Here is a 21,389-nt window from a genome sequence, read left to right on the forward strand (position 1 = left end):
ATTTAATCCTTTAATAATCTGTATCGATTATTTAGGACTAGACATTAACTACAATTAATCATCGTAAATGTTTTCATAAGAATTTCCTTCAGTAACAAAGAATTCTCCTGTTACATATCTAAAATGCCGATCTAAATCTGCAATTTCTTTAAGGTCATTTTCATCAAGTTTAATATTTGCACTTTCAAGGTTTTCCTTTATTCTACCTTCATTAGTACTTTTTGGAATTACACCTGTACCACGATATTCACTCCATTTAATCAGGATCTGGCCTGCAGAAGCATTATGTTTTTTGGCAATTTTCGTAATAACTTCATTCTCAAGTAAGGAAGGTTCGTTATCAGCCTTCATGCCATCTGGTCTGTCGCCGCTACCAAGTGGTGAAAAAGCGGTAACATTAATTCGGTTTTCTTTACAAAATTTCAACAGTTCGTTTTGCTGAAGATAAGGATGAAGTTCTACCTGGTTCATTTCTGGAACTTCTTCTGTTTCACCCATCAGGATTTTCAATTTTTTAATACTGAAGTTCGATACACCCACATGCTTTACCAGTCCCTGTTTTTTTGCTTCCAGCATCATATTCCAGGTTTCAATAATTGGCGCTTCTTGCAAAGAAAGATAATCATCATCACTTTTAGGGGCAGCGACACTTGGTTTAAAAGCAACCGGCCAATGGATAAGATAGAGATCAAGATAATCCAGCTGAAGATCTTTTAAACTTTGCTTTAGCGCCGGAATAACATCCTCCTTTTTATGCGCATTGTTCCACAATTTGGAGGTGATATGCACATCTTCCCGCTTTACTTTTCGTTCTGAAAATATTTCTGAAAAAGCTTCTCCAACTTCTGCTTCGTTGCCATAGGTTGATGCACAATCAATATGCCGGTAACCGGAATTTAGAGCTATTTTTACAGCCTCGCCCACTTTACCTTTTTCAGATTTCCAGGTACCGAGTCCGATGGCATCCACTTCGTCGCCATTTCTAAATTTCAATTTATTCATAGTATTTGTTTTTTTCTTAAAGTACCAATTTTCACAGGTTTTCCGGAGGAATTTAGGTGGTTTAGCAGAAGTTTAATAAAAAGAAGATTCTGACCATCCTGACCTTCGGCCATCCCTTCTTTAGAAAATGAGGCGAGGGATAAGGTGCAACCTTAAAATTGCAATTATTGACCTGTGGTCTGTGGCCCAGCGAATCCACGAAATAAAATTTTGGTTTTTGGTGAATTATTGTGCTTTAAAGAGAGTACCGTAAAGGGCAATTATCGGCCGGAAGGAAAGTTTTACTCCAACTCTAAGCATAAAGTTCCAAATTAACAATTATCTCCTTGGGTGAAACTCTTCCATTACCTGGCGTAGATGACTCCTGTCTACATGCATATAAATTTCTGTGGTAGTGATGCTCTCGTGTCCCATCATTTGCTGAATAGCCCTTAAATCGGCTCCGTTTTCCAAAAGGTGCGTTGCAAAGGAGTGTCTAAAAGTATGCGGACTAATTTTCTTGTGGATCCCTGCTTTTTCTGCGAGCCTTCTTACGATAGTGAAAATCATTGCGCGGGTGAGTTTTTTTCCTCTTCGATTTAAAAATAATGTATCTGATGATGATTTTTCAACTTCCTGATGGACCCGCACCTCATTTCTGTAGATACTAATATACTTCCTTGTATATTCAGAAATAGGAACAAAACGTTGTTTGTCGCCTTTTCCGGTCACTTTTATAAAACCCTCTTCAAAGAAGAGACCAGAGATTTTTAGATCGATCAATTCCGAAACCCGTAATCCGCAGCCGTATAAAGTTTCAATAATAGCCCGATTGCGTTCACCTTCATTTTTAGAAAGATCTATGGCTGCAATAATTTCATCAATTTCTTCTGTAGAAATGGTTTCGGGTAGTTTTCTTCCGATTTTTGGGGATTCTACTAAATCCAACGGATTGTCTTTTCGGTAATCTTCGAATATTAAAAAATTGAAAAATCCTCGTAAACCGGAAATTATCCTTGCCTGTGATCGTGCATTTAAAGTTTTGGCAGTTTCATATACAAATTGCTGAAGGGTTTCTTCAGAAATATGAAGGGGCGAAATTCTTATGTTATTGGCTTCCAGAAACTTGATAAGCTTTAAAATATCCAGACTGTAATTCTCGATAGAATTTGCCGAAAGCCCTCTTTCTATCCTTAAATAATGACAATAATCTTTTAGCGCATTTTCCCATTTCATGCGTTAAATATAAGAACAATTTCGACCGCTTTCTTAGTAATACTTTAGCCCTATTTAAACATTTCATTAACGAGCTGAATCTTACATTTGCTTCAACTTTTAAAAAGAAAATTATGAAATTTAAAAAAGGGATTTTAATGGTTGCAATGGCTTTTCTTGCAACTACAGCAGTAAATGCACAGGAATTTGCACAATTCGGAATTAAAGGTGGTGTTAATTTCTCAACCTTTACCGGTGATGGGATTCGAGGATTTGAGGATCCTGATATGCGTACAGGTTTTCATTTAGGTTTGTTAGCAGAAATACCTTTGGCCGATAAGTTTTCCATTCAGCCGGAAGTACTTTATTCTGCACAGGGTTTTGATCTTGTAGATGATGCACAAGACAACCTTTTTGACATTGATGATAACGTGGAATATCAAGTCGATTATATTACTGTTCCTGTTTTGGCAAAAATTTATCTTGTGGAAGGTCTTAGTGTACAAGCCGGACCTTCTTTTAACTTTAAAGTAAATGAGGAAATTGACAGTGCACCTTTACAGGATGGAGGAGATACTGATGTCTCAGACGTTAGCGCTGTTAAAGATTTCGAGTTTGGCGGTGTTGCCGGTTTGGAGTACAAATTTAATAACGGCTTTTTTATCCAGGGACGGTATAATTATGGATTTACAGATTTAATTGAAGATTATGATGTTCATAATTCTGTTTTCCAGGCTGGTGTTGGATATATGTTCTAAGAATCAATTATAAATGATCTTTAAAGCGGGCAATTTGTCCGCTTTTTTTAATGCTAAAAAGTACCTTTAATTTTTTTTTTCAATTTATAAAAAATACCTGCACTGAATTTTTTTCTAGTTAATGGGACCTATTTGAAGTATTAGATTTTAAAATTTCACAGAGGATATTTTTTTAAAATCGGCCATAAGTGTAGACTTTATCGCTGAGATTAAAGGAGTTTTTAATTCTCCAGAATTGTATGCGTGTAATTTCCGTAATGTGTTAATATTCAGATATGTGTGCTTTATTTATCTACATTTAATTAGTAAACCAACTAAATTATTATAAAATGAAAAATTCTCTTTTATTAGCAATTGCTTTAGTCTTGCTTGGATCAAGCTCAGTCTTTAGCCAGGGAGAAATTAAGCTCGGAATTAACGGTGGTCTTCCTATGGGAGACGCTAAAGATATTTCCGATTTTAATGCCGGTGCAGATATTACTTATTTATTTAGCCTGGCAGATATCGTAGAAGTGGGTGCCCTTGCAGGATATTCTCATTTCTTCGGAAAAGATGGAGAAGAAGGAGATATTTCCTGGGAAGTAGATGATTTCCAGTTTGTACCCATAGCTGCATCGGGACGTGTGAACCTGCCATTTTTCTTCATTGGTGCAGATTTGGGATATGCAATTGGAGTGAACGACGGGAATGATGGGGGAGTTTTTTACAGGCCAAAAGTGGGAATTACACTTGGTAACCTTGGACTTGTCGCTTCCTATTCAGGAATCAGCATTGATGAGGCAACGGTTTCCACTTTAAATATAGGTCTGGAATTCGGACTGTAAATTTAAAATATTTTCTCAAAGAGCAGGAGAGATCCTGCTTTTTTGCTTTTCGTTTTCCACGCTTAAGAAGATATGTTCATATTTCTATATATTTACTGTATGAAAATACTTATTATCAATGGTCCTAATCTCAATTTATTAGGAACCCGCGAGCCGGAAACTTACGGAAACAAAACTTTTGAAGATTACTTTACAGAACTGCAGTTTAAGTTTAGGAGGATAGAACTTTCCTATTTTCAGAGTAATATGGAGGGTGAAATTATTAATCAGTTGCATGAGGCAAACCATAAATTTGATGGTATTGTACTTAATGCGGCCGCTTATACTCATACTTCTTTGGCTATTGGCGATGCTGTAAAAGCGATCGAAACTCCGGTGGTAGAAGTTCACATCTCTAATACTCATGCTCGTGAGGAATTCCGTCATAAATCTTTTATAGCGGCGAATGCAAAGGGGGTTATCCTGGGCTTCGGACTTAAAAGCTATGATCTGGCGATTACCAGCTTTATTAAGGATGAAGAATGAAAAGAGCTTACCTAAACTGGAGTAGCGGTAAAGATTCAGCTTTAGCACTGTATAAACTTCAGCAGCAAAAAGAATATTCCGTAGAAAAGCTGGTAACGACGATTAATACCGCTGTAGACAGAGTCTCGATGCACGGACTGCGGAATGAGTTACTTTTTCAGCAGGCAATGAGCATTGGGTTGCCACTTCAGGTGATTGCTTTAAATGGTGCTGTCTCTATGGAGGAGTATAATTCCAAAATGGAGAAGGCAACAGAATTACTGCTTCAGGAGGGTTTTAACTATAGCATTTTTGGGGATATTTTTCTCGAAAACCTGAGGGATTTTCGTGAAGAGCAGCTAAAAAGGGCAGGATTAAAGGGAGTCTACCCGCTTTGGAAAAAAGATTCTTCGGAATTAATTGAGAAGTTTTTAAGTCTGAATTTTAAAGCTATTGTTGTTTGTGTGAATGCTAAAGTGCTCGATAAATCTTTCTGCGGAAGAATAATTGATCAGGCTTTTTTAGACGATTTACCTGAAGGTGTAGATCCTTGTGGCGAAAATGGCGAATTTCACAGCTTCGTATTTGACGGACCTATTTTTCAAAATCCGATAGCTTTTGAAATAGGGGAGAAGGTGGAAAAATCCTATTCCCCGAAAAAAAATAAGGAAGATAACTGCTTTTCTGACGAGGACCAGACCTGGGATTCGAAGTTCTGGTACTGCGACCTGCTTCCAAAATAACCACCGCGGCCTACGGCCACTCCTCCTTGAAAAGGAGGGGTGCTTCTAAGCGGTACCTCAAAAATGGCAATTATCGGCCATTATTTCTCCTGTCTCCTCCCCATGGCTTTAACTTCTTAAAACCTTTTTTCTTTTTCCTTAGATGAAAAAGAAACAAAAAATCAAGGCTTACGAAACTTTATCTAAATTTTTCGTTCGACACCTAAATTTTATGAACTCGCTGTCATACTCCTGCTAAGCACATAATTTTTTACAGCTCAAACAGCATAAAATTTTACGGCGCCTTCACCTCAAATTTCACGATAAACTTTCGATAGGCCGGTTATTTCCAACTTCAATTCGGATTAAAAGCTACAAACTAAAAACACCCGACGTAGTCAACTGACCTTCTCCGTATGATTTCTTTATTCAGAAGGGACTTATGGAGGTGCCTCTAAAATGGCAATTATCGGCCTTTATTCTACAAACGATAAACCACAAACAAAAAATCCCGAAAAACCATTTCAGTTTTTCGGGATTTTTCAAATTTTTTGTCTACCGTCTAGATATGAATTACTTCATCATAAGCGGCGGCAACAGCTTCCATTACTGCTTCGCTCATTGTTGGGTGAGGGTGCACTGCTTTTAGCACTTCGTGACCTGTAGTTTCTAGTTTTCGGCCTAAGACAGCTTCAGCAATCATATCTGTAACTCCGGCGCCAATCATATGGCAACCCAGCCATTCTCCGTATTTCGCATCGAAGATTACTTTTACAAAACCATCAGATTTTCCGGCAGCTTTCGCTTTTCCTGATGCCGAAAATGGGAATTTTCCAACCTTTAGTTCGTAACCGGCTTCCTTAGCTTGCTTTTCAGTCATTCCAACCGAGGCAATTTCAGGAGTAGCGTAGGTACAACCAGGGATATTTCCGTAGTCAAGAGGCTCTACTTTCATTCCCTTAATTTTTTCCACACAAAGAATTCCTTCCGCAGAAGCAACATGTGCAAGGGCAGGACCGTGAACTACATCTCCAATAGCGTAAATGCCGGAAACGTTGGTTTTATAAAAATCATCAACAATGATTTTATCTTTTTCAGTCTTGATTCCCAGTTCCTCAAGTCCAATATTTTCTATATTGGTTTTAATTCCCACTGCAGAAAGCACAATATCGGCTTCCAGTGTTTCTTCACCTTTTTTGGTTTTCACTTTGGCCTTGACAGTTTTTCCGGAAGTATCAACACTTTCTACTGAAGAATTGGTCATTACTTTAATTCCGGCTTTCTTGATGCTTCTTTCGAATTGTTTAGAAACCTCTTCGTCCTCAAGAGGAACCACATTAGGAAGGAATTCTACAATAGTAACGTCTGTTCCCATGGAATTGTAGAAATGTGCAAATTCTACTCCAATAGCTCCCGAACCAACCACAATCATAGATTTAGGTTGTTTTTCAAGCGTCATAGCTTCACGGTAACCGATAACTTTCTTGCCGTCCTGTTTAAGGTTTGGCAATTCCCGTGATCTGGCTCCTGTTGCAACTATGATATTTTTTGCTTCGTAATCTTTGGTTTTATTGTTACTATCTGTAACAGCAACTTTTTTACCCGCTTTCAGTTTTCCGAAGCCTTCGATTACATCAATTTTGTTCTTTTTCATAAGAAACTGCACCCCTTTGCTCATTCCATTGGCAACGTCGCGGCTTCTTTTAATTACAGCTCCAAAATCTTTATCTGGATTTTCTACCTTTAATCCGTAGTCGTCGGCATGCTTTAGGTAGTCAAAAACTTCGGCACTTTTAAGAAGGGCTTTAGTGGGAATACATCCCCAGTTTAGACAAACACCACCAAGATTCTCTTTTTCTACAATTGCAGTTTTAAAACCTAATTGTGAAGCACGAATTGCAGTTACGTAACCGCCTGGGCCACTACCTAGCACTATGACATCGTATTTACTCATATTCGGAATAATTTTAATCGGTTATAGAAGTAGCGAATTTAAGGAATTATAGCCTAAACTGAAAGCATTATGCTTTGGCATTATTTGAAATAAACGGAATTAAAAAAAGCTTATCGGGAAGGATAAGCTTTTTTTGAAAAAGACATATAATATTATTTGCTGCCTGGGGAAACCGTTCTGATTTTTGAAGAATCAAAATTCAGCTTGTCCATGACTGCATTGTAATCTGAGATATCCACACCTTGCGCTTCAGCAAAAGTCGCAGGAACGATTACAACTCTGAATAACTGGTTATCGGTATAGGTAGCGTCTATGGTGTCAAAATCTTCATAAGGGATACTGCTGTCTATAAAGATAGTGACGTCAAAGAATGTGTAGTCAAAATTGTACTGAATTTGCTCTCCATCATCTGTGTAATATATCTGCGGAAGCTGGCGCCAAACGTAGTAAGGTATTCCATCAGAATCGTCATACTGGCCAACGGCCATATAAACAAATACGACATCATCTTCTTCAACATCGATTCCCTCCGTTTCAAAATCCAGGAAGAGTGTATAGTCATTATCATCAGTAAAGTTAGATACTTCCAAATCCAGCACAGTGCCGGTAATTGATTCGCCAGGTTCCCCCTGCGGCCCTTGTGGTCCCTCAGGTCCACCTGCAGGACCAGGTTCACCCTGTGGCCCCTGGGGTCCTTCAGGCCCTGGAGGTCCCTGTTCACCTTGTGGTCCTTCAGGACCCATTTCTCCATCATCTGAACATGCTGTGAATAGAAAAGCGGAGATAAAAAGTAGTGTAAAAATTCTTTTCATAATTAGTTTTGGTTATTTATTTGGTTTAGTGAAGATATGAAATTACCCGAAAAGGTGGAGCAGTTTTCTTTGCTATGTAAATAATTTTCACAAAAAAAAGCCTGCCCACTGGGTAAGCTTTTATAACTTATCTGATAAGATATATCAGATTAATTTACTTTTTTTTCTTGATATCCATAGCTTTTAAAACAGCCTCCATATTTTCAGGATCTACTCCTGAAGTGGTAAAAGTATCTGAAGGTACTACGATAATTCTAAACGTCTGTCCTTGAGTAAAGCCAGAATCTAAATTGCTTAAATCGTAATTTCCATCAATAATAATTTCAACGTCTCCAACGGTATGGTTGTAGACATATTGAATAGTCCCTTCCTCTAAAAAGAAGTTCTGCGGAATTAAACTCCAGCCATCCAAATCATTTCCATCCTGACCTTCAACAATTTCGAGCCTGTAAACAAATACAGCATCTGCATCAGGATTTATGGTTGCTACCTCTTCCGGAATATCTATAACTACAGAATACTGGTTGGCATCTTCAAAATATTCAAAGTTCACTGTTTCTTCAAAAGTATAGCCCAAACCATCCAGGCCATCTTCACCTGCAAGACCTTGTGGGCCACGTGGGCCTTGAGGACCTTCAGTAGAACAGGAAGTTACAGCAAAGCTGATAAAGCATATAATGGCTAAAATATTTTTCATAATGTTGTCTTTTTAAATTATTTCTTGAATTCTATACTTGCTGAATTCACGCAGTATCTTTGTCCTGTCTCCGTAGGACCATCGTCAAATACATGACCTAAATGACTTCCGCAGGTAGCACATAAAATTTCCGTACGAATCATTCCAAAAGTCTTATCCTGAACGTATTCTACTTTTCCTTCTATGGCCTCATCAAAGCTTGGCCATCCGCAGCCACTTTCGAATTTTGCGTCGCTCTCAAATAACTTAGTATTACAGGCAGCACATTTATATTCCCCTTCTTCAAAATGAAGGTTGTATTTGCCTGTATGAGGAGCTTCGGTTCCTTTTTTCCGAAGAACACGGTATTGCTCGTCAGAAAGTTGTTTTCTCCATTCTTCCTCAGATTTCTCTATAGTGTACTTTTTCATAGTTTTTTATTTTTTTGCTGGTTCAAAGTCCATTGCAATTCCATTAATGCAGTGTCTTTTTCCCGTAGTTTCACGGGGACCATCGTTAAAAACATGTCCTAAATGCCCGCCGCATTTTGCACAGTGCACTTCATCGCGGCTATATCCTAATTTAGAATCCCTACCATAAGCCACTCCACCTTCAATTGCACGGTCAAAACTTGGCCATCCGGTACCGCTCATAAATTTGTGTTCTGTTTCATACAAATCATTGCCACAGGCTGCACATACAAAAGTTCCGGGTTCTTTTATATCGTTTAAATCACTGGAAAATGGTCTTTCGGTAGATGCCTTACGCAGTACCTGAAATTCTGCATTGGTAAGTTCCTGTTTCCATTGCTCTTCAGATTTTGTCACCTCAAATTTTTCTGAAGATTTTTCTTTCTGTGCATTACCATCGCAGCTGATGGCCACCACGGCAAGTAAAGCGAGTATTAACTTTTTCATGCTTTTTTTTAATTCTAAAAGTACAAAGATCATACCGCGATGAATGTTGCTATTTTGTTAATAACGTCTGGATTACCTAAAATTCGACGATGTCCAAGACCTTCAGTAATATGTAGTTGACTATTTTTAAGTGCTTTGTCTATTTCATAAGCAGAACTGATGTTTACATCTACATCATTTTTATCATGCACTATTAAAGTGGGAGTTGCTATACCTTCAGCAGAAACAGCTCCAGAATATGCATCCATATCCTCATCAAATTTTTTGTCCAGATAGGCTTTCATTTTGCCGGCTACCTTTTCGTTCATCTTCATATTCCTGGCAAATTCTTTGGTAATATGAGTGATACTGTTAGCAGTACCCAGGAGCACAAGTTTTTTCGTATTTACTCCTTCGCTTACTGCTTTTAAAGTAGACATTCCCCCAAGAGAATGACCAATAATTGCTTCAAAAGGACCGTGGGATTTATTAAGATAATGGATAGCTTCTATAAAATAGGGCATCATGCTTGTTTTGCCTGGGGCTTTACCATGTGCCGGGGCGTCAAAGCTTATGGTACTGTATCCTTTCTCCAGTAAAGCTTCAGCTATTTTACTAAGTTGTGTTCCCCGGCCGCTCCAGCCATGTACCAGTAAAATTTTTCTTGGTGAGTCCCCATACTCATAAGTAACAATTTCCCTGTCGGTTTCCGGAATTGCGACTCGTTTCTGGGTAGCCCGGCTATCCATTGCTTTTTCCCTTTCCGGTAGTTTGTACTTAAACGGAGTCACAAAAAGCTTCGCGGCAAACCTACTGGCCAGGTATGGGGAAACTTTGGTTAATACCTGGTTTACCCCCAGAATATATCCCGGGATTAGAAGACGCTGTACAGGAATATTTTCTTTGTTTTTCTTTTTCATATTGCAAAAATAGACCGGCAAGTTAACTATTATTTACTTTTTCAAATTTATAATTAGCAGTTCTAATAAAAATTGGTACCATAATTGGTTGCTGTATTTGTTAAATCCTACTTAAACGCTTCAGGAAGAACAGGTGCTTTTGTAATTTTAATCCATAAACCAACATATTATGAGTCTTAAAAAAACAGTGATAATGATTAGTGCAATGCTGCTGATGGTAGTGGCTTGTAAAACAAATCCTTTTACGGGAGAAAAGAACCTGAATTTTGTCTCTAACGACCAGTTATTCCCGGCTTCTTTCGAGCAATACAATCAGTTTCTTTCAGAAGCGAATGTGGTAACAGGAACAGACGAGTCCAAAATGGTAAAACAGGTGGGACAGGAAATAATTACTGCTGCAGAAAGGTATCTTAATGCTAACGGGTACCAGGGCTTTATGCAGGGATTTGAGTGGGAAGTTCAACTGGTGAATGATGACCAGGTGAATGCTTTTGCCATGCCTGGAGGCAAAGTAGTAATTTATACCGGTATTCTTGATGTTGCTGAAACCCGTACCGGTCTTGCGACAGTTATGGCACACGAAATTGCCCATGCCCTGGCAGATCATGGAGCACAAAGAATGAGTGCAGCCCAGCTTCAGCAAGTTGGAGGGGCTGTAGTGGGTGTTGCTGCAGGAGGACAAAGCCAGGCTACACAACAAATTATAGCCCAGGCTTATGGTTTAGGTAGCCAGGTAGGAGGAATGCTCCCTTTTAGCAGAAGCCACGAGGCTGAGGCAGACAGGATTGGCTTAACTTTAATGGCTATTGCAGGATATGATCCTGATGAAGCGGCGGAATTATGGAAAAGGATGGCTGCTCAAAGTAGTGGGGAAGCACCACCAGAATTTTTAAGTACGCACCCTTCTAATCAAACAAGAATAAATAATCTGACGCAATGGGCTCCTGAAGCTAAGGCTGAAGCTAAAAAGTACGGAGTTACCAGTTTTAGGTAAGAATACTTTAAAAATTAATTGAGAATTGATATTGAAAAGCTGCCTTTTTTGGCAGCTTTTTATATTTTTAGACCTATGAAACAACTTCCAAAGGGAAACAAAAAGCTCATTAATGCATGGGCTTTTTATGATTGGGCAAACTCGGTTTATCCGCTTGTAATATCTTCGGCAATTTTCCCTATTTTTTATGGTGCGCTTACTATAGTTAGAAATTCGGACGGACAAATTATTGATGATACTGTTCCTTTTCTCGGAATCAATTTTAATAATGACAGCCTTATAAGCTATGTAACTGCAGCAGCTTTTCTGGTAGTTTCGGTGCTTAGCCCATTTTTATCCGGAATTGCAGATTATGTTGGGAATAAGAAGAATTTTCTGAAGTTCTTTTGCTACCTGGGCGCTGTTTCCTGTATTGGGTTGTTTTGGTTTCAGCTGGAATTTTTGTGGTTCGGACTCCTTTGTTATTTTCTGGCGCTTATAGGATTTTGGTCGAGCCTTGTTTTTTACAATGCTTATCTACCGGACATCGCTTTTCCCAATCAGCAAGATAAAGCCAGTGCTAAGGGATTTTCTATGGGATATATTGGAAGTGTTATTTTGCTGATTTTGTGCCTGGTTATGATCCTGAAATACGACTGGTTTGGATTTGAAAATGAAGGTTTGCCCACACGACTATCTTTTGTGCTCACCGGAGTCTGGTGGATTGGGTTCAGTCAGTACACCTATCGTTATCTGCCGAAGGGAAATAAGAAGGCGCGTTTAACCCGAAATGTTCTTTTTAACGGTTTTAAAGAACTAAGAAAGATCTGGGTTTCGCTGAAGGAAAACGTCCAGTTATACCGTTACTTAATTGCTTTCTTTGTCTACAGCATGGCCGTTCAAACCATTATGCTTATTGCTACTTATTTTGGTATTGAGGAGTTGGATTGGGGAGAACAGGATGCAACCACGGGATTGATCGTAAGTATTTTACTTATACAATTGGTGGCGGTGGCCGGGGCAATGCTCACCTCGAGATTGGCATTAAAAATTGGCAATATCAAAACGCTTATTTATATTAACCTTATCTGGATTGCAATTTGTGGCTATGCATATTATATCGTCACTCCAATCCAGTTTTATTTTGCTGCTGCTTCAGTTGGGCTGGTTATGGGTGGAATTCAGTCGCTGTCAAGGTCTACCTATTCCAAGATGCTACCGGAAAATGCTATTGATACGGCAAGTTATTTCAGTTTTTATGATGTTTCTGAAAAAATTGGTATTGTAATAGGTATGTTTTTATACGGAATAGTCGCCCAGATCACCGGAAGTGTTCGCAATTCTATACTTTTTCTGGTAATTTTCTTTATAGCAGGGGTTTTTCTACTCCTACGTGTTCCGCAGAAAAGTGTGGGAGAGAGAAAGATTTGATCAACGTGTAAATCTCAGCTTAATTTGATTTTAATTGCGTCTGAACTTCGAACTTTAGATTGCCGCGCTCCGTTTCACTCCGCTCGCAATGAACTGATGCCAGCCAAAATCCGGAGAAGCTAAAAGATATGTTTTAAACCGTGCAAAAGAAAACCCCGCTGTTTAAAGCGAGGCTTCAAATTTGGCAATTATCGATCTCTAATAAGAAGATACACTTCCAGATCCTGAAGTTTTAAAATCTTCTTTTTCAGGATTTCCTCTATAAGAAATATCTCCGGAGCCTGTTACTCTTGCTGTTAATTTTTCTGAAGCATAAACCATAATATCCCCCGAACCGGATATATGTGCTTCTACGAATTTAGCCTTAAGATCGTAAGCTTCAAAATCTCCCGAGCCGGTAACCCTGCACTTAAAATTATTAGCAGTGCCTCTAAAAGTGACATCACCAGAGCCCGTAATTGCTCCATCTAAATTATTGGCGTCCAGCTCAAGTTGTAAATCTCCCGATCCTGTTAGATTTGCTTCAAAGTTTGAGGTTTTTATCCTATCGCGGGTACGGATATCTCCGGAACCTGTTAATGAAACTCCCTCCAGGTCCTTAAAAGGAACTGTAATTTTAATATCATGATTTCTGGAAGGATCTAACTGGACTCCTTTTTCAACTGAAATTTTAAGTTTTCTGCCAGAGACTTCAGTAAGGATATATTCCTGAAGGTTACTTTCGGCTTCTACTTTTATTTGACCTTCGGTTCCCGCTATAAGTTCTACACTCATAAAACCCTCCAGTTGCACTTCGTCATAATCTGATGTAGAACGGTTATCGGTAACAACTTTTCCGTTTCCTTTAACTTTTTCATTTCCCCACCACTGGGCATTGGCAGAGGTGATGCTTAAAATAAAAACTGTTACAAGTAGAATTACATTTTTCATAATTTGATGGTTTTAATTGATGGTTAATTATTGTCTGTTAAAGGAAACACTGCCGTAACTTGTAGTAATAGTTACAGTATTTCCGCTATTCTTGGTTAGATGATAACCCTGGAAACTTTTACTCGTACCAGAATCGTTTCTTTTGTTTACTTCAAAGTCGTCGATACCTTTCACACCGCCATATGAGGTTTTAATATTGAAATCGAAAGCTTGTGCGGCATCATAGCCAATTTTAATTCCGGTGTAATCTGCATCAATTTCTACTTCTCTTGTACCTTTTACAAGTTTTTCGATGGAAGCAGAACCGTAATCAAGATTAAGCACCAAAGAAGTAAATACCCTGCCGATTTTAGTGCTCAGGTAATCTCCGTTTCCGGAAAGTCTTCTTGCTTTCTCGATGTTAATGCTACCGTAATCACAGTTAAATGTAGCGTCTTCAACCTTCAAAATTCGTGAGTTCGTATAATCTGCATTAATATCAAGCCTTTCGGCTTCTTCAATTATATAATCTGAATAATCTGCGTTGATCTCAGCATTTTTCACGTAGCCGATATGGCTGTTCCTGGTATAATCAAAATTGAGATAATTGGAGTTGCCTCTTAATTCACCAATATCGATCTTTCCGTAGTCACAGGAGATCTTTGAATTGCCCAGAAGCCGATCAATATAAATCCCGCCGTAGTCGTTATTGAGATCCACATTATTTCTTTCGGGGGCTTTTATTATGTAATTAACTTCCATGTTCACATTATTACTGCTGCTAAAAAGCTGGTCCCACCAGGATCTATCCTCCCTCGAAAAGTGCGTTTTTGCAAATACTCCCGAAGAATTCTGGCTAAATTCAATATTTATATCATCCAGCTTTCTTCTGACTGTTTCTTCATCGTTTCCGTTGGTTTTTATAAAAACTTCGATTACTACACGGTTCTCGTTCCAGGTAGAAATATCGATATTTCCGTAGCTGTTATTTACAACAAGATCTGAGGTCGCCGAAACTTTGAATTCTTTAGAAATTTTCTTGCTTTTGGTATGTTTGCCATTTAAATCGTTGCAAAAACTAATGGAGGGCACCAGAACGACCAATAGCAGCAATTTATATAATGTTGTTTTCATGATTCTGATTTTTTAATTGTTTAATTTCTTCTATTTGGGTCAATACGGTATTAAGTAGATCTATACGTTGCTGAAAATTGTTAATCATGGCGTAAATCACCCGGTTATCTTTTCCGCTCTTCAGAAGATCTTTTTTTAGTTTTGCATATTCTGTGTCGAGCTTTTCCATTTGTTTAAGCGCATCTTTTACTATTGCTTCGGTTTCAGGGGATTTCTCTTCCTGGATTTCCTTTAATTCACTTTCAATAAGAGATGTATAGAATTCCTGGGTTTGCTTCATTTCCGGAGAAACACTTGCGAGATCCCCGGATTTTTCCATGGCTTCGGAATTAAATAATGTCCCGCCTAAAAAAACCAGCAGTGCAAGACCTGCAGCGATTCCTGTAAAAGGCGCCCATAAGCTTCTGCCTCTGATCCTTTTCTTTGCTGAAGGATTTTTATCCTGAAGCTTTTGGGAAAACCGATCCCTATGTCCCTTTTCAGGCTCAGAATTGTCAAAGTTGAGGTCTTTGAACAGCTCATCTATATTATCATTCTTCATGGTTCAGTAATTTTTTACGAAGGCTTTCTTTTGCTCTGGAAATTGTGGTTCTGCAGTTGGCATAACTTATATCCATAATTTCACAAATTTCATCATAATCGTAGCCTTCAATTAGATGTAGGGTTAAACACATTCTGTAATTTTCCTTTAACAAATTCAGTTTAGACAATAGCATCTTCACTTTTTCATTGATATTCTCTTCGTTAATTATATAGCCTTCTGAATCATCTATTTCGTTTTTCAATTCATCATTATAGCTTATTTCTTCATATTTTAATTTTTTGTTATAAACGTTTACACATTTGTTTACCACAATTCTCTTTAACCAGGATCCAAAAGTGGATTCTCCCTTAAAACTTTCAATTTTGGTAAAAGCATTTAAAAAAGCCTCCTGCATGATATCTTCCGCTTCAGCAGAATGTTTGACTATGCGCAAAGCTGTGTTATACATCGCTTTATAATAGCGATCGTAAATTTGCATTTGTGCCCGCTGATCTCCCTTACGGCATGCGGCAACAAGATCATTGATATGTGTGATGGTTGGTGTCAAAAAAACTCTTGTTATCTACTTATAAAGATAGGTCCGTTTCCATTTTGTTACACTTTTGGTAAAATTAATTTCAAGAAAAGCATGGCACAGGAATTGAAATAGTGAATAGGAATTGAGGTCCCTACATCGAACCTCTTGTGAATAAAGGGCTGGGACAAAATTGAACCTTAGTACAAATTACAAACTGTAGTGACAGTTTGACCTAAAATAAAATATGGCTAATACAAAATTTACTAATCTTGACAGTTTGTCATTGCAGGGTATAGATGAAGATGCAGAATTAATACCGCTAATGACTCCTGAAGATGAAGAAGAAATAAACAGGGAAGATCTTCCTGAAACATTGCCCATTTTACCTCTAAGAAATACTGTGTTATTTCCCGGTGTAGTGATACCTATTACTGCTGGAAGAGACGCTTCTATTAAATTAATTAATGAAGCAAATAACGGAAGTAAAATTATTGGGGTAGTATCTCAAAAGGATGAAGAAGTCGAAAATCCTTCTGTAAAAGATATTAACCAGATTGGTGTTGTAGCAAGGATCCTTCGCGTTCTAAAAATGCCCGATGGGAATACCACTGTAATTATCCAGGGTAAAAAACGGTTTAAAATTTCTGAAATAGTTAGCGAAAGCCCATATCTTACTGCAAATATAGAAGAGGTGCCGGAAGCACGGCCTGCGGTAGATAATGAAGAATTTTCAGCTATTACAGAATCTATTAAAGAACTGGCTTTGCAGATTGTAAAAGGAAGCCCAAACATTCCTTCTGAAGCTTCTTTCGCTATTAAAAATATTGAAAGCTCTTCTTTTCTAATCAATTTTGTTTCTGCTAATATGAATCTAACTGTAGAGGAGAAGCAGAAACTTCTGGAAACCAATGATCTTAAGGACCGGGCTTTGTCTACCTTAAGATATATGAATGTGGAGTTTCAGAAACTTGAGCTTAAGAATGACATTCAGTCTAAGGTGCAGAGCGATATGAGCCAGCAACAGCGCGAGTACTTTCTTCATCAGCAAATGAAAACCATCCAGGAAGAACTGGGTGGAGTTTCACATGAAGATGAAATTGAAGAAATGCGAATGCGGGCCAAAAAGAAAAAATGGGATGAGAATATCCAGTCCCATTTTGAAAAGGAACTTTCGAAGATGCAACGCATGAATCCGCAGGTTGCGGAATATTCCATCCAAAGAAATTACCTGGATTTATACCTGAATTTACCTTGGAACGAATTCAGTAAAGATAAATTTGACCTTAAAAGGGCAAAGAAAATTTTGGACCGTGATCACTATGGCCTTGATGATGTAAAACGCAGGATTATTGAATACCTGGCGGTGCTGAAACTGAGAAATGATATGAAGTCACCCATTCTCTGTCTTTACGGACCTCCCGGAGTGGGTAAAACCTCTCTTGGTAAGTCTGTCGCAGAGGCTTTAGGCCGGGAGTACGTGCGAATTTCCCTTGGGGGACTGCGCGATGAAGCAGAAATAAGAGGACATCGTAAAACCTATATAGGCGCCATGCCGGGAAGGATTATTCAGAGCCTGAAAAAAGCCGGAACCAGCAATCCTGTTTTTGTTCTTGACGAAATTGATAAGTTGAGTATCGGTAATTCCGGAGATCCTTCTTCAGCATTATTAGAAGTGCTTGATCCTGAACAAAATAGTGAGTTCCACGATAATTTCCTTGAAATGGGCTACGATCTTTCCAAGGTGATGTTTATTGCAACATCCAATACCTTGAATACGATTCAGCCTGCCCTGCGTGACCGTATGGAAATTATTAACGTTACCGGTTATACGATAGAGGAGAAGGTTGAAATTGGAAAAAGACATTTGTTGCCCAAGCAGCTGGAAGAGCACGGGATGACCAAGGATCATATCAAAATTGGCAAATCCCAGCTGGAGAAAATTGTGGAAGGCTATACAAGGGAATCAGGAGTACGTGGTCTGGAGAAGCAAATTGCTAAAGTGGTTCGCCATGGCGCCAAGAGTATCGCGATGGAAGAAGAGTACAACATCAAAGTAACAGATGAAGATATTATTGAAGTGCTCGGGAGTCCAAAGATGCAGCGGGATAAGTATGAAAACAATGATGTAGCCGGAGTGGTAACCGGTCTTGCCTGGACGCAAGTTGGCGGGGATATTCTTTTTATAGAATCTATACTTTCCAAAGGAAAAGGGAACCTGAATATTACCGGAAATCTGGGGAAAGTCATGAAGGAATCAGCTACCATTGCAATGGAATATATTAAATCCAATGCTGAACAACTGGGGATAATTCCGTCTATTTTTGATCAATATAATGTACATATCCATGTGCCGGAAGGAGCAACTCCAAAGGATGGTCCAAGTGCGGGAATTACAATGTTAACCTCTTTGGTTTCACTGTTTACTCAAAAGAAAGTAAAGAAAAGTATTGCGATGACAGGGGAAATCACTCTGCGTGGTAAGGTTTTACCGGTTGGCGGAATAAAAGAAAAGATACTTGCTGCAAAGAGAGCCAGAATAAAAGAAATTATTCTTTGTGAAGAAAATGAGCGTGATATAAAGGAAATTAAAGATGATTATCTTAAAGGTCTAAAATTTCATTATATACGTGATATGAGTGAAGTAATTGATATTGCAATCACAAAGCAGAAAGTCACAAACGCCAAGAAATTGTAGATATTAACCTCTTATTAGTAAAAAGCCTCCAAAAAGTAAGTACCTTATTGGGGGCTTTTTCCTTAATGGTAAATTAGGGAGTTACAAAATCTAATGCTTAATTTTACAGTTTTCGCACTTTAAAAGATTTTAATGGATAAAAAGATTACTATAGCTATCGACGGATTTTCTTCTACAGGAAAAAGTACCGTAGCAAAGCAACTGGCAAAGGAATTGGGATATGTATACGTAGATACTGGAGCAATGTATCGTGCAGTTACGTTATACGTTATGCGAAATCTTTTTGTCACCGAAACTAATTTTGATGTTGAAGCTATTCTACGTCACCTTCCATTTATTTCCTTAAAATTTGTTTTTGATGAAGAACTTGGGCATGGGGAGATTTTTTTAAACAAGGAGAATGTAGAAAAGGAAATACGGCAAATGGAAGTTTCCCGCAATGTGAGTAAAGTTGCAACTGTTTCAGAAATAAGGGAGATGCTGGTAAAACAACAACAGGAAATGGGTAAGGATAAAGGTGTTGTAATGGACGGCCGTGATATTGGAACTGTTGTATTTCCTGATGCAGATTTAAAACTTTTCATGACAGCCTCTACACAAACCAGGGCAGAACGACGTTATAAGGAATTGCGTGACCGTGGTACCAAAGTGGAATTTCAGGAGGTGCTGGAAAACGTTAAGGAGCGGGATTTTCTCGATACTACAAGAGAGGATTCCCCGCTTATAAAGGCCGAAGATGCCATTGAAATTGATAATTCAAATTTAACGCTGGAAGAGCAATTTGAAAAAGTTGTAAAACTGGCCAAAGATAAAATAGCTGAAAAAGCTTAAATAGAATTCTTATTTACAGAAGATCAGGTTTTTAGTTGAAGATTTTACATAAAGATTTCTTCTTCAGGATAATTGAAATATTCAAATATTAATTGTATTTTTGCACTCCTTTTTGGCAATTATCCGGAAGAACAAAAAGGGCTGAAAATCAAATACTAAAATCACTTCTGTGTTTTTAATTGCAGAATTTCTTCCGAAGAAACACAGGATACAAATATTATTATCAGCAATGGCTGAAGAAACAAACAAACAAGAATCTCAGGAAACTACTGCACCTGAAGTTCAGGAAGTAGCTGGAATGGCTACAGATTCACAACCAGAACCTGTTGCTCAACAACAAAATCCTGAGCAATTCCTTAAAGAATTCAACTGGCACAATTATGAAGAGGGAATCGACCCGATTGATGACCAAAAGCTGGAAGAGTTTGAAAAACTGGTAGCAGAAAATTTCGTAGATACATTAAATGATGAGGTTGTTACGGGAACTGTAATTAACATTACAGATCGTGACGCGATTATTGATATCAACGCGAAAAGTGAAGGAGTTATTTCTTTAAACGAATTCCGTTACAACCCAGATCTTAAAGAAGGGGATACTGTAGAGGTATTAATTGACATTCGTGAAGACGCTACAGGACAATTGATCCTGTCTCACCGTAAAGCTCGTGTAATTAAGGCTTGGGAGCGTGTGAATAAAGCACATGACGAAGGTCTTATCGTTAACGGATTCGTAAAATGTCGTACCAAAGGTGGTATGATTGTAGACGTATTTGGAATCGAGGCGTTCTTGCCAGGATCTCAGATAGACGTTAAACCAATTCGTGACTACGATGCTTATGTAGGTAAAACAATGGAATTTAAGGTTGTAAAAATCAACCACGAATTTAAAAACGTTGTCGTTTCTCATAAAGCGCTTATCGAAGCCGATATTGAAGAGCAGAAGAAAGAAATCATCGGTCAGCTTGAAAAAGGTCAGGTACTTGAAGGTACAGTTAAAAACATCACTTCTTACGGAGTATTTGTTGACCTTGGAGGTGTTGACGGACTTGTACATATCACAGATCTTAGCTGGTCAAGAATCAACCATCCAAACGAGATTGTAGAGCTAGACCAGAAACTTAATGTGGTAATTCTTGACTTTGATGAAGCTAAAACAAGAATCCAGTTAGGTCTTAAGCAGTTGAGTCAGCATCCTTGGGAAGCGCTTGACAATGAGCTTAAAGTTGGAGATAAAGTAAAAGGTAAAGTAGTTGTAATCGCAGATTACGGTGCATTTATCGAAGTTGCTGAAGGTGTTGAAGGACTTATCCACGTTTCTGAAATGTCTTGGAGTACTCACTTACGATCTGCTCAGGATTTCGTAAATGTTGGAGATGAGGTTGAAGCTCAAATCCTTACTTTAGACAGAGAAGACCGTAAAATGTCCCTTGGTATCAAGCAATTGACTCCAGACCCATGGACAGATATTACTTCTAAATATCCTGTAGGTTCAAAACATTCTGGTATCGTACGTAACTTCACCAACTTTGGAGTATTCGTAGAACTTGAAGAAGGAATCGACGGACTTATTTATATCTCTGATCTTTCATGGACCAAGAAAATCAAACATCCATCAGAATTCACTAACGTAGGTGATACTTTGGAGGTGGTTGTATTGGAACTTGATGTTGACGGACGTAAATTAAGTTTAGGTCACAAACAAATGGAGAGCAATCCATGGGATAAATACGAAGAAGAGTTCGCTGTAGGAACTACTCATACTGCTGAAATTTCTGAAATCGTAGACAAAGGTGCTACTATCGACTTTAATGAAGATATTACCGCATTTGTTCCACAGAGACATCTTGAAAAAGAAGACGGAAACAAACTGAAGAAAGGCGAATCTGCAGAATTCCAGATCATTGAATTCAATAAAGAATTTAAGAGAGTGGTAGCGTCTCACGCTGCTGTTCACAGAGAGGAAGAGCAGAAGATCGTTAAGCAGGCTGCCAAGAAAGCTACCGCGCAAAACAGTTCCAACACCACCATTGGTGATGTTAATGCAGATCTTCAGGCATTGAAAGACAGAATGGAAGGAAAATAATCCTGAAGTT

Annotated in this window: 21 protein-coding genes; 9 read left to right on the forward strand and 12 right to left on the reverse strand. The window is 38.4% G+C overall.

The genetic code is table 11. The annotated features are described in order from the left end of the window. Nucleotides 1-54: 54 nt before the first annotated feature. Together RM549_RS18445 and xerD are read right to left on the reverse strand one after the other, a co-directional pair. Nucleotides 55-1,002 carry an aldo/keto reductase gene (locus RM549_RS18445; RefSeq protein ID WP_311687492.1) on the reverse strand — a complete coding sequence of 316 codons (948 nt, stop codon included), beginning with the start codon at nt 1,000-1,002 and terminating at the stop codon, nt 55-57. A gap of 318 nt (nt 1,003-1,320) precedes the next feature. Next, on the reverse strand, nt 1,321-2,217 hold the full coding sequence (gene xerD / locus RM549_RS18450) for a site-specific tyrosine recombinase XerD (protein ID WP_311687494.1): 897 nt from the start codon (nt 2,215-2,217) through the stop codon (nt 1,321-1,323). A gap of 113 nt (nt 2,218-2,330) precedes the next feature. Here xerD and RM549_RS18455 point away from each other — a divergent pair, with 113 nt between their 5' ends. From RM549_RS18455 to RM549_RS18470, 4 genes are all read left to right on the forward strand, one after another. Continuing rightward, complete coding sequence (locus RM549_RS18455) at nt 2,331-2,954, forward strand: porin family protein (RefSeq protein WP_311687496.1); 624 nt, start codon at nt 2,331-2,333, stop codon at nt 2,952-2,954. Between the two features lie 329 nt (nt 2,955-3,283). Then, entirely contained in the window at nt 3,284-3,778 is a 495-nt protein-coding gene (locus tag RM549_RS18460) for a hypothetical protein (RefSeq protein ID WP_311687498.1), read from the forward strand. A gap of 99 nt (nt 3,779-3,877) precedes the next feature. After that, nucleotides 3,878-4,303, forward strand: a complete 426-nt coding sequence (gene aroQ / locus RM549_RS18465) for a type II 3-dehydroquinate dehydratase (RefSeq protein WP_311687500.1) — start codon at nt 3,878-3,880, stop codon at nt 4,301-4,303. Beyond that, nucleotides 4,300-5,025, forward strand: a complete 726-nt coding sequence (locus tag RM549_RS18470) for a Dph6-related ATP pyrophosphatase (RefSeq protein WP_311687502.1) — start codon at nt 4,300-4,302, stop codon at nt 5,023-5,025. The genes aroQ and RM549_RS18470 overlap by 4 nt, the downstream gene beginning before the upstream one ends. A 541-nt stretch (nt 5,026-5,566) precedes the next feature. Here RM549_RS18470 and lpdA read toward each other — a convergent pair. The 6 genes from lpdA to RM549_RS18500 all read right to left on the reverse strand — a co-directional run bounded on the left by lpdA (nt 5,567) and on the right by RM549_RS18500 (nt 10,262). Next, nucleotides 5,567-6,958 (reverse strand): dihydrolipoyl dehydrogenase, encoded by a 1,392-nt coding sequence (lpdA, locus tag RM549_RS18475; protein WP_311687504.1) that lies wholly within the window; start codon nt 6,956-6,958, stop codon nt 5,567-5,569. 152 nt (nt 6,959-7,110) lie between these two features. Continuing rightward, nucleotides 7,111-7,770 carry a collagen-like protein gene (locus RM549_RS18480; RefSeq protein WP_311687505.1) on the reverse strand — a complete coding sequence of 220 codons (660 nt, stop codon included), beginning with the start codon at nt 7,768-7,770 and terminating at the stop codon, nt 7,111-7,113. Between the two features lie 154 nt (nt 7,771-7,924). After that, complete coding sequence (locus tag RM549_RS18485; RefSeq protein WP_311687507.1) at nt 7,925-8,467, reverse strand: hypothetical protein; 543 nt, start codon at nt 8,465-8,467, stop codon at nt 7,925-7,927. A 17-nt stretch (nt 8,468-8,484) separates the two neighbouring features. Beyond that, a complete protein-coding gene (gene msrB / locus RM549_RS18490; protein ID WP_311687509.1) occupies nt 8,485-8,877 on the reverse strand; it encodes a peptide-methionine (R)-S-oxide reductase MsrB in 393 nt (130 codons plus the stop codon). Between the two features lie 6 nt (nt 8,878-8,883). After that, nucleotides 8,884-9,363, reverse strand: a complete 480-nt coding sequence (msrB, locus tag RM549_RS18495) for a peptide-methionine (R)-S-oxide reductase MsrB (RefSeq protein ID WP_311687511.1) — start codon at nt 9,361-9,363, stop codon at nt 8,884-8,886. A 29-nt stretch (nt 9,364-9,392) separates the two neighbouring features. Then, nucleotides 9,393-10,262, reverse strand: coding sequence for an alpha/beta fold hydrolase (locus tag RM549_RS18500; protein WP_311687512.1), 870 nt, complete (start codon nt 10,260-10,262; stop codon nt 9,393-9,395). Nucleotides 10,263-10,431: 169 nt separating this feature from the next. Here RM549_RS18500 and RM549_RS18505 point away from each other — a divergent pair, with 169 nt between their 5' ends. Then, nucleotides 10,432-11,256, forward strand: coding sequence for a M48 family metallopeptidase (locus RM549_RS18505; protein ID WP_311687513.1), 825 nt, complete (start codon nt 10,432-10,434; stop codon nt 11,254-11,256). A gap of 75 nt (nt 11,257-11,331) precedes the next feature. Then, nucleotides 11,332-12,666 carry an MFS transporter gene (locus RM549_RS18510; RefSeq protein WP_311687514.1) on the forward strand — a complete coding sequence of 445 codons (1,335 nt, stop codon included), beginning with the start codon at nt 11,332-11,334 and terminating at the stop codon, nt 12,664-12,666. A gap of 198 nt (nt 12,667-12,864) precedes the next feature. On the opposite strand, the gene RM549_RS18515 is transcribed toward RM549_RS18510, so the two are convergent. The 4 genes from RM549_RS18515 to RM549_RS18530 are packed head-to-tail and all read right to left on the reverse strand — an operon-like array spanning nt 12,865 to nt 15,800. After that, nucleotides 12,865-13,596, reverse strand: a complete 732-nt coding sequence (locus tag RM549_RS18515; RefSeq protein WP_311687516.1) for a head GIN domain-containing protein — start codon at nt 13,594-13,596, stop codon at nt 12,865-12,867. Between the two features lie 27 nt (nt 13,597-13,623). Then, entirely contained in the window at nt 13,624-14,709 is a 1,086-nt protein-coding gene (locus tag RM549_RS18520) for a DUF4097 family beta strand repeat-containing protein (protein WP_311687518.1), read from the reverse strand. After that, nucleotides 14,690-15,250, reverse strand: coding sequence for a DUF4179 domain-containing protein (locus RM549_RS18525; RefSeq protein ID WP_311687520.1), 561 nt, complete (start codon nt 15,248-15,250; stop codon nt 14,690-14,692). The genes RM549_RS18520 and RM549_RS18525 overlap by 20 nt, the downstream gene beginning before the upstream one ends. Further along, nucleotides 15,240-15,800 (reverse strand): RNA polymerase sigma factor, encoded by a 561-nt coding sequence (locus RM549_RS18530; protein WP_311687522.1) that lies wholly within the window; start codon nt 15,798-15,800, stop codon nt 15,240-15,242. The genes RM549_RS18525 and RM549_RS18530 overlap by 11 nt, the downstream gene beginning before the upstream one ends. 214 nt (nt 15,801-16,014) lie before the next feature. Between RM549_RS18530 and lon the strand changes: the two genes are divergently transcribed. The 3 genes from lon to rpsA all read left to right on the forward strand — a co-directional run bounded on the left by lon (nt 16,015) and on the right by rpsA (nt 21,379). Beyond that, complete coding sequence (gene lon / locus RM549_RS18535; RefSeq protein ID WP_311687523.1) at nt 16,015-18,465, forward strand: endopeptidase La; 2,451 nt, start codon at nt 16,015-16,017, stop codon at nt 18,463-18,465. A 132-nt stretch (nt 18,466-18,597) separates the two neighbouring features. Further along, nucleotides 18,598-19,296 carry a (d)CMP kinase gene (gene cmk / locus RM549_RS18540; protein WP_311687525.1) on the forward strand — a complete coding sequence of 233 codons (699 nt, stop codon included), beginning with the start codon at nt 18,598-18,600 and terminating at the stop codon, nt 19,294-19,296. Between the two features lie 229 nt (nt 19,297-19,525). Continuing rightward, entirely contained in the window at nt 19,526-21,379 is a 1,854-nt protein-coding gene (gene rpsA / locus RM549_RS18545; RefSeq protein ID WP_311687526.1) for a 30S ribosomal protein S1, read from the forward strand. The last annotated feature ends 10 nt before the right edge of the window (nt 21,380-21,389 follow it).

Source organism: Autumnicola patrickiae (assembly GCF_031846525.1).
Lineage (GTDB): Bacteria > Bacteroidota > Bacteroidia > Flavobacteriales > Flavobacteriaceae > Autumnicola > Autumnicola patrickiae.

What these genes read in the sequence shown, in the direction of transcription:
- RM549_RS18445 (WP_311687492.1), bottom strand. Translation starts at nt 1,002, where the DNA reads ATGAATAAATTGAAATTTAGAAATGGCGACGAAGTGGATGCCATCGGA.
- xerD (WP_311687494.1), bottom strand. Translation starts at nt 2,217, where the DNA reads ATGAAATGGGAAAATGCGCTAAAAGATTATTGTCATTATTTAAGGATA.
- RM549_RS18455 (WP_311687496.1), top strand. Translation starts at nt 2,331, where the DNA reads ATGAAATTTAAAAAAGGGATTTTAATGGTTGCAATGGCTTTTCTTGCA.
- RM549_RS18460 (WP_311687498.1), top strand. Translation starts at nt 3,284, where the DNA reads ATGAAAAATTCTCTTTTATTAGCAATTGCTTTAGTCTTGCTTGGATCA.
- aroQ (WP_311687500.1), top strand. Translation starts at nt 3,878, where the DNA reads ATGAAAATACTTATTATCAATGGTCCTAATCTCAATTTATTAGGAACC.
- RM549_RS18470 (WP_311687502.1), top strand. Translation starts at nt 4,300, where the DNA reads ATGAAAAGAGCTTACCTAAACTGGAGTAGCGGTAAAGATTCAGCTTTA.
- lpdA (WP_311687504.1), bottom strand. Translation starts at nt 6,958, where the DNA reads ATGAGTAAATACGATGTCATAGTGCTAGGTAGTGGCCCAGGCGGTTAC.
- RM549_RS18480 (WP_311687505.1), bottom strand. Translation starts at nt 7,770, where the DNA reads ATGAAAAGAATTTTTACACTACTTTTTATCTCCGCTTTTCTATTCACA.
- RM549_RS18485 (WP_311687507.1), bottom strand. Translation starts at nt 8,467, where the DNA reads ATGAAAAATATTTTAGCCATTATATGCTTTATCAGCTTTGCTGTAACT.
- msrB (WP_311687509.1), bottom strand. Translation starts at nt 8,877, where the DNA reads ATGAAAAAGTACACTATAGAGAAATCTGAGGAAGAATGGAGAAAACAA.
- msrB (WP_311687511.1), bottom strand. Translation starts at nt 9,363, where the DNA reads ATGAAAAAGTTAATACTCGCTTTACTTGCCGTGGTGGCCATCAGCTGC.
- RM549_RS18500 (WP_311687512.1), bottom strand. Translation starts at nt 10,262, where the DNA reads ATGAAAAAGAAAAACAAAGAAAATATTCCTGTACAGCGTCTTCTAATC.
- RM549_RS18505 (WP_311687513.1), top strand. Translation starts at nt 10,432, where the DNA reads ATGAGTCTTAAAAAAACAGTGATAATGATTAGTGCAATGCTGCTGATG.
- RM549_RS18510 (WP_311687514.1), top strand. Translation starts at nt 11,332, where the DNA reads ATGAAACAACTTCCAAAGGGAAACAAAAAGCTCATTAATGCATGGGCT.
- RM549_RS18515 (WP_311687516.1), bottom strand. Translation starts at nt 13,596, where the DNA reads ATGAAAAATGTAATTCTACTTGTAACAGTTTTTATTTTAAGCATCACC.
- RM549_RS18520 (WP_311687518.1), bottom strand. Translation starts at nt 14,709, where the DNA reads ATGAAAACAACATTATATAAATTGCTGCTATTGGTCGTTCTGGTGCCC.
- RM549_RS18525 (WP_311687520.1), bottom strand. Translation starts at nt 15,250, where the DNA reads ATGAAGAATGATAATATAGATGAGCTGTTCAAAGACCTCAACTTTGAC.
- lon (WP_311687523.1), top strand. Translation starts at nt 16,015, where the DNA reads ATGGCTAATACAAAATTTACTAATCTTGACAGTTTGTCATTGCAGGGT.
- cmk (WP_311687525.1), top strand. Translation starts at nt 18,598, where the DNA reads ATGGATAAAAAGATTACTATAGCTATCGACGGATTTTCTTCTACAGGA.
- rpsA (WP_311687526.1), top strand. Translation starts at nt 19,526, where the DNA reads ATGGCTGAAGAAACAAACAAACAAGAATCTCAGGAAACTACTGCACCT.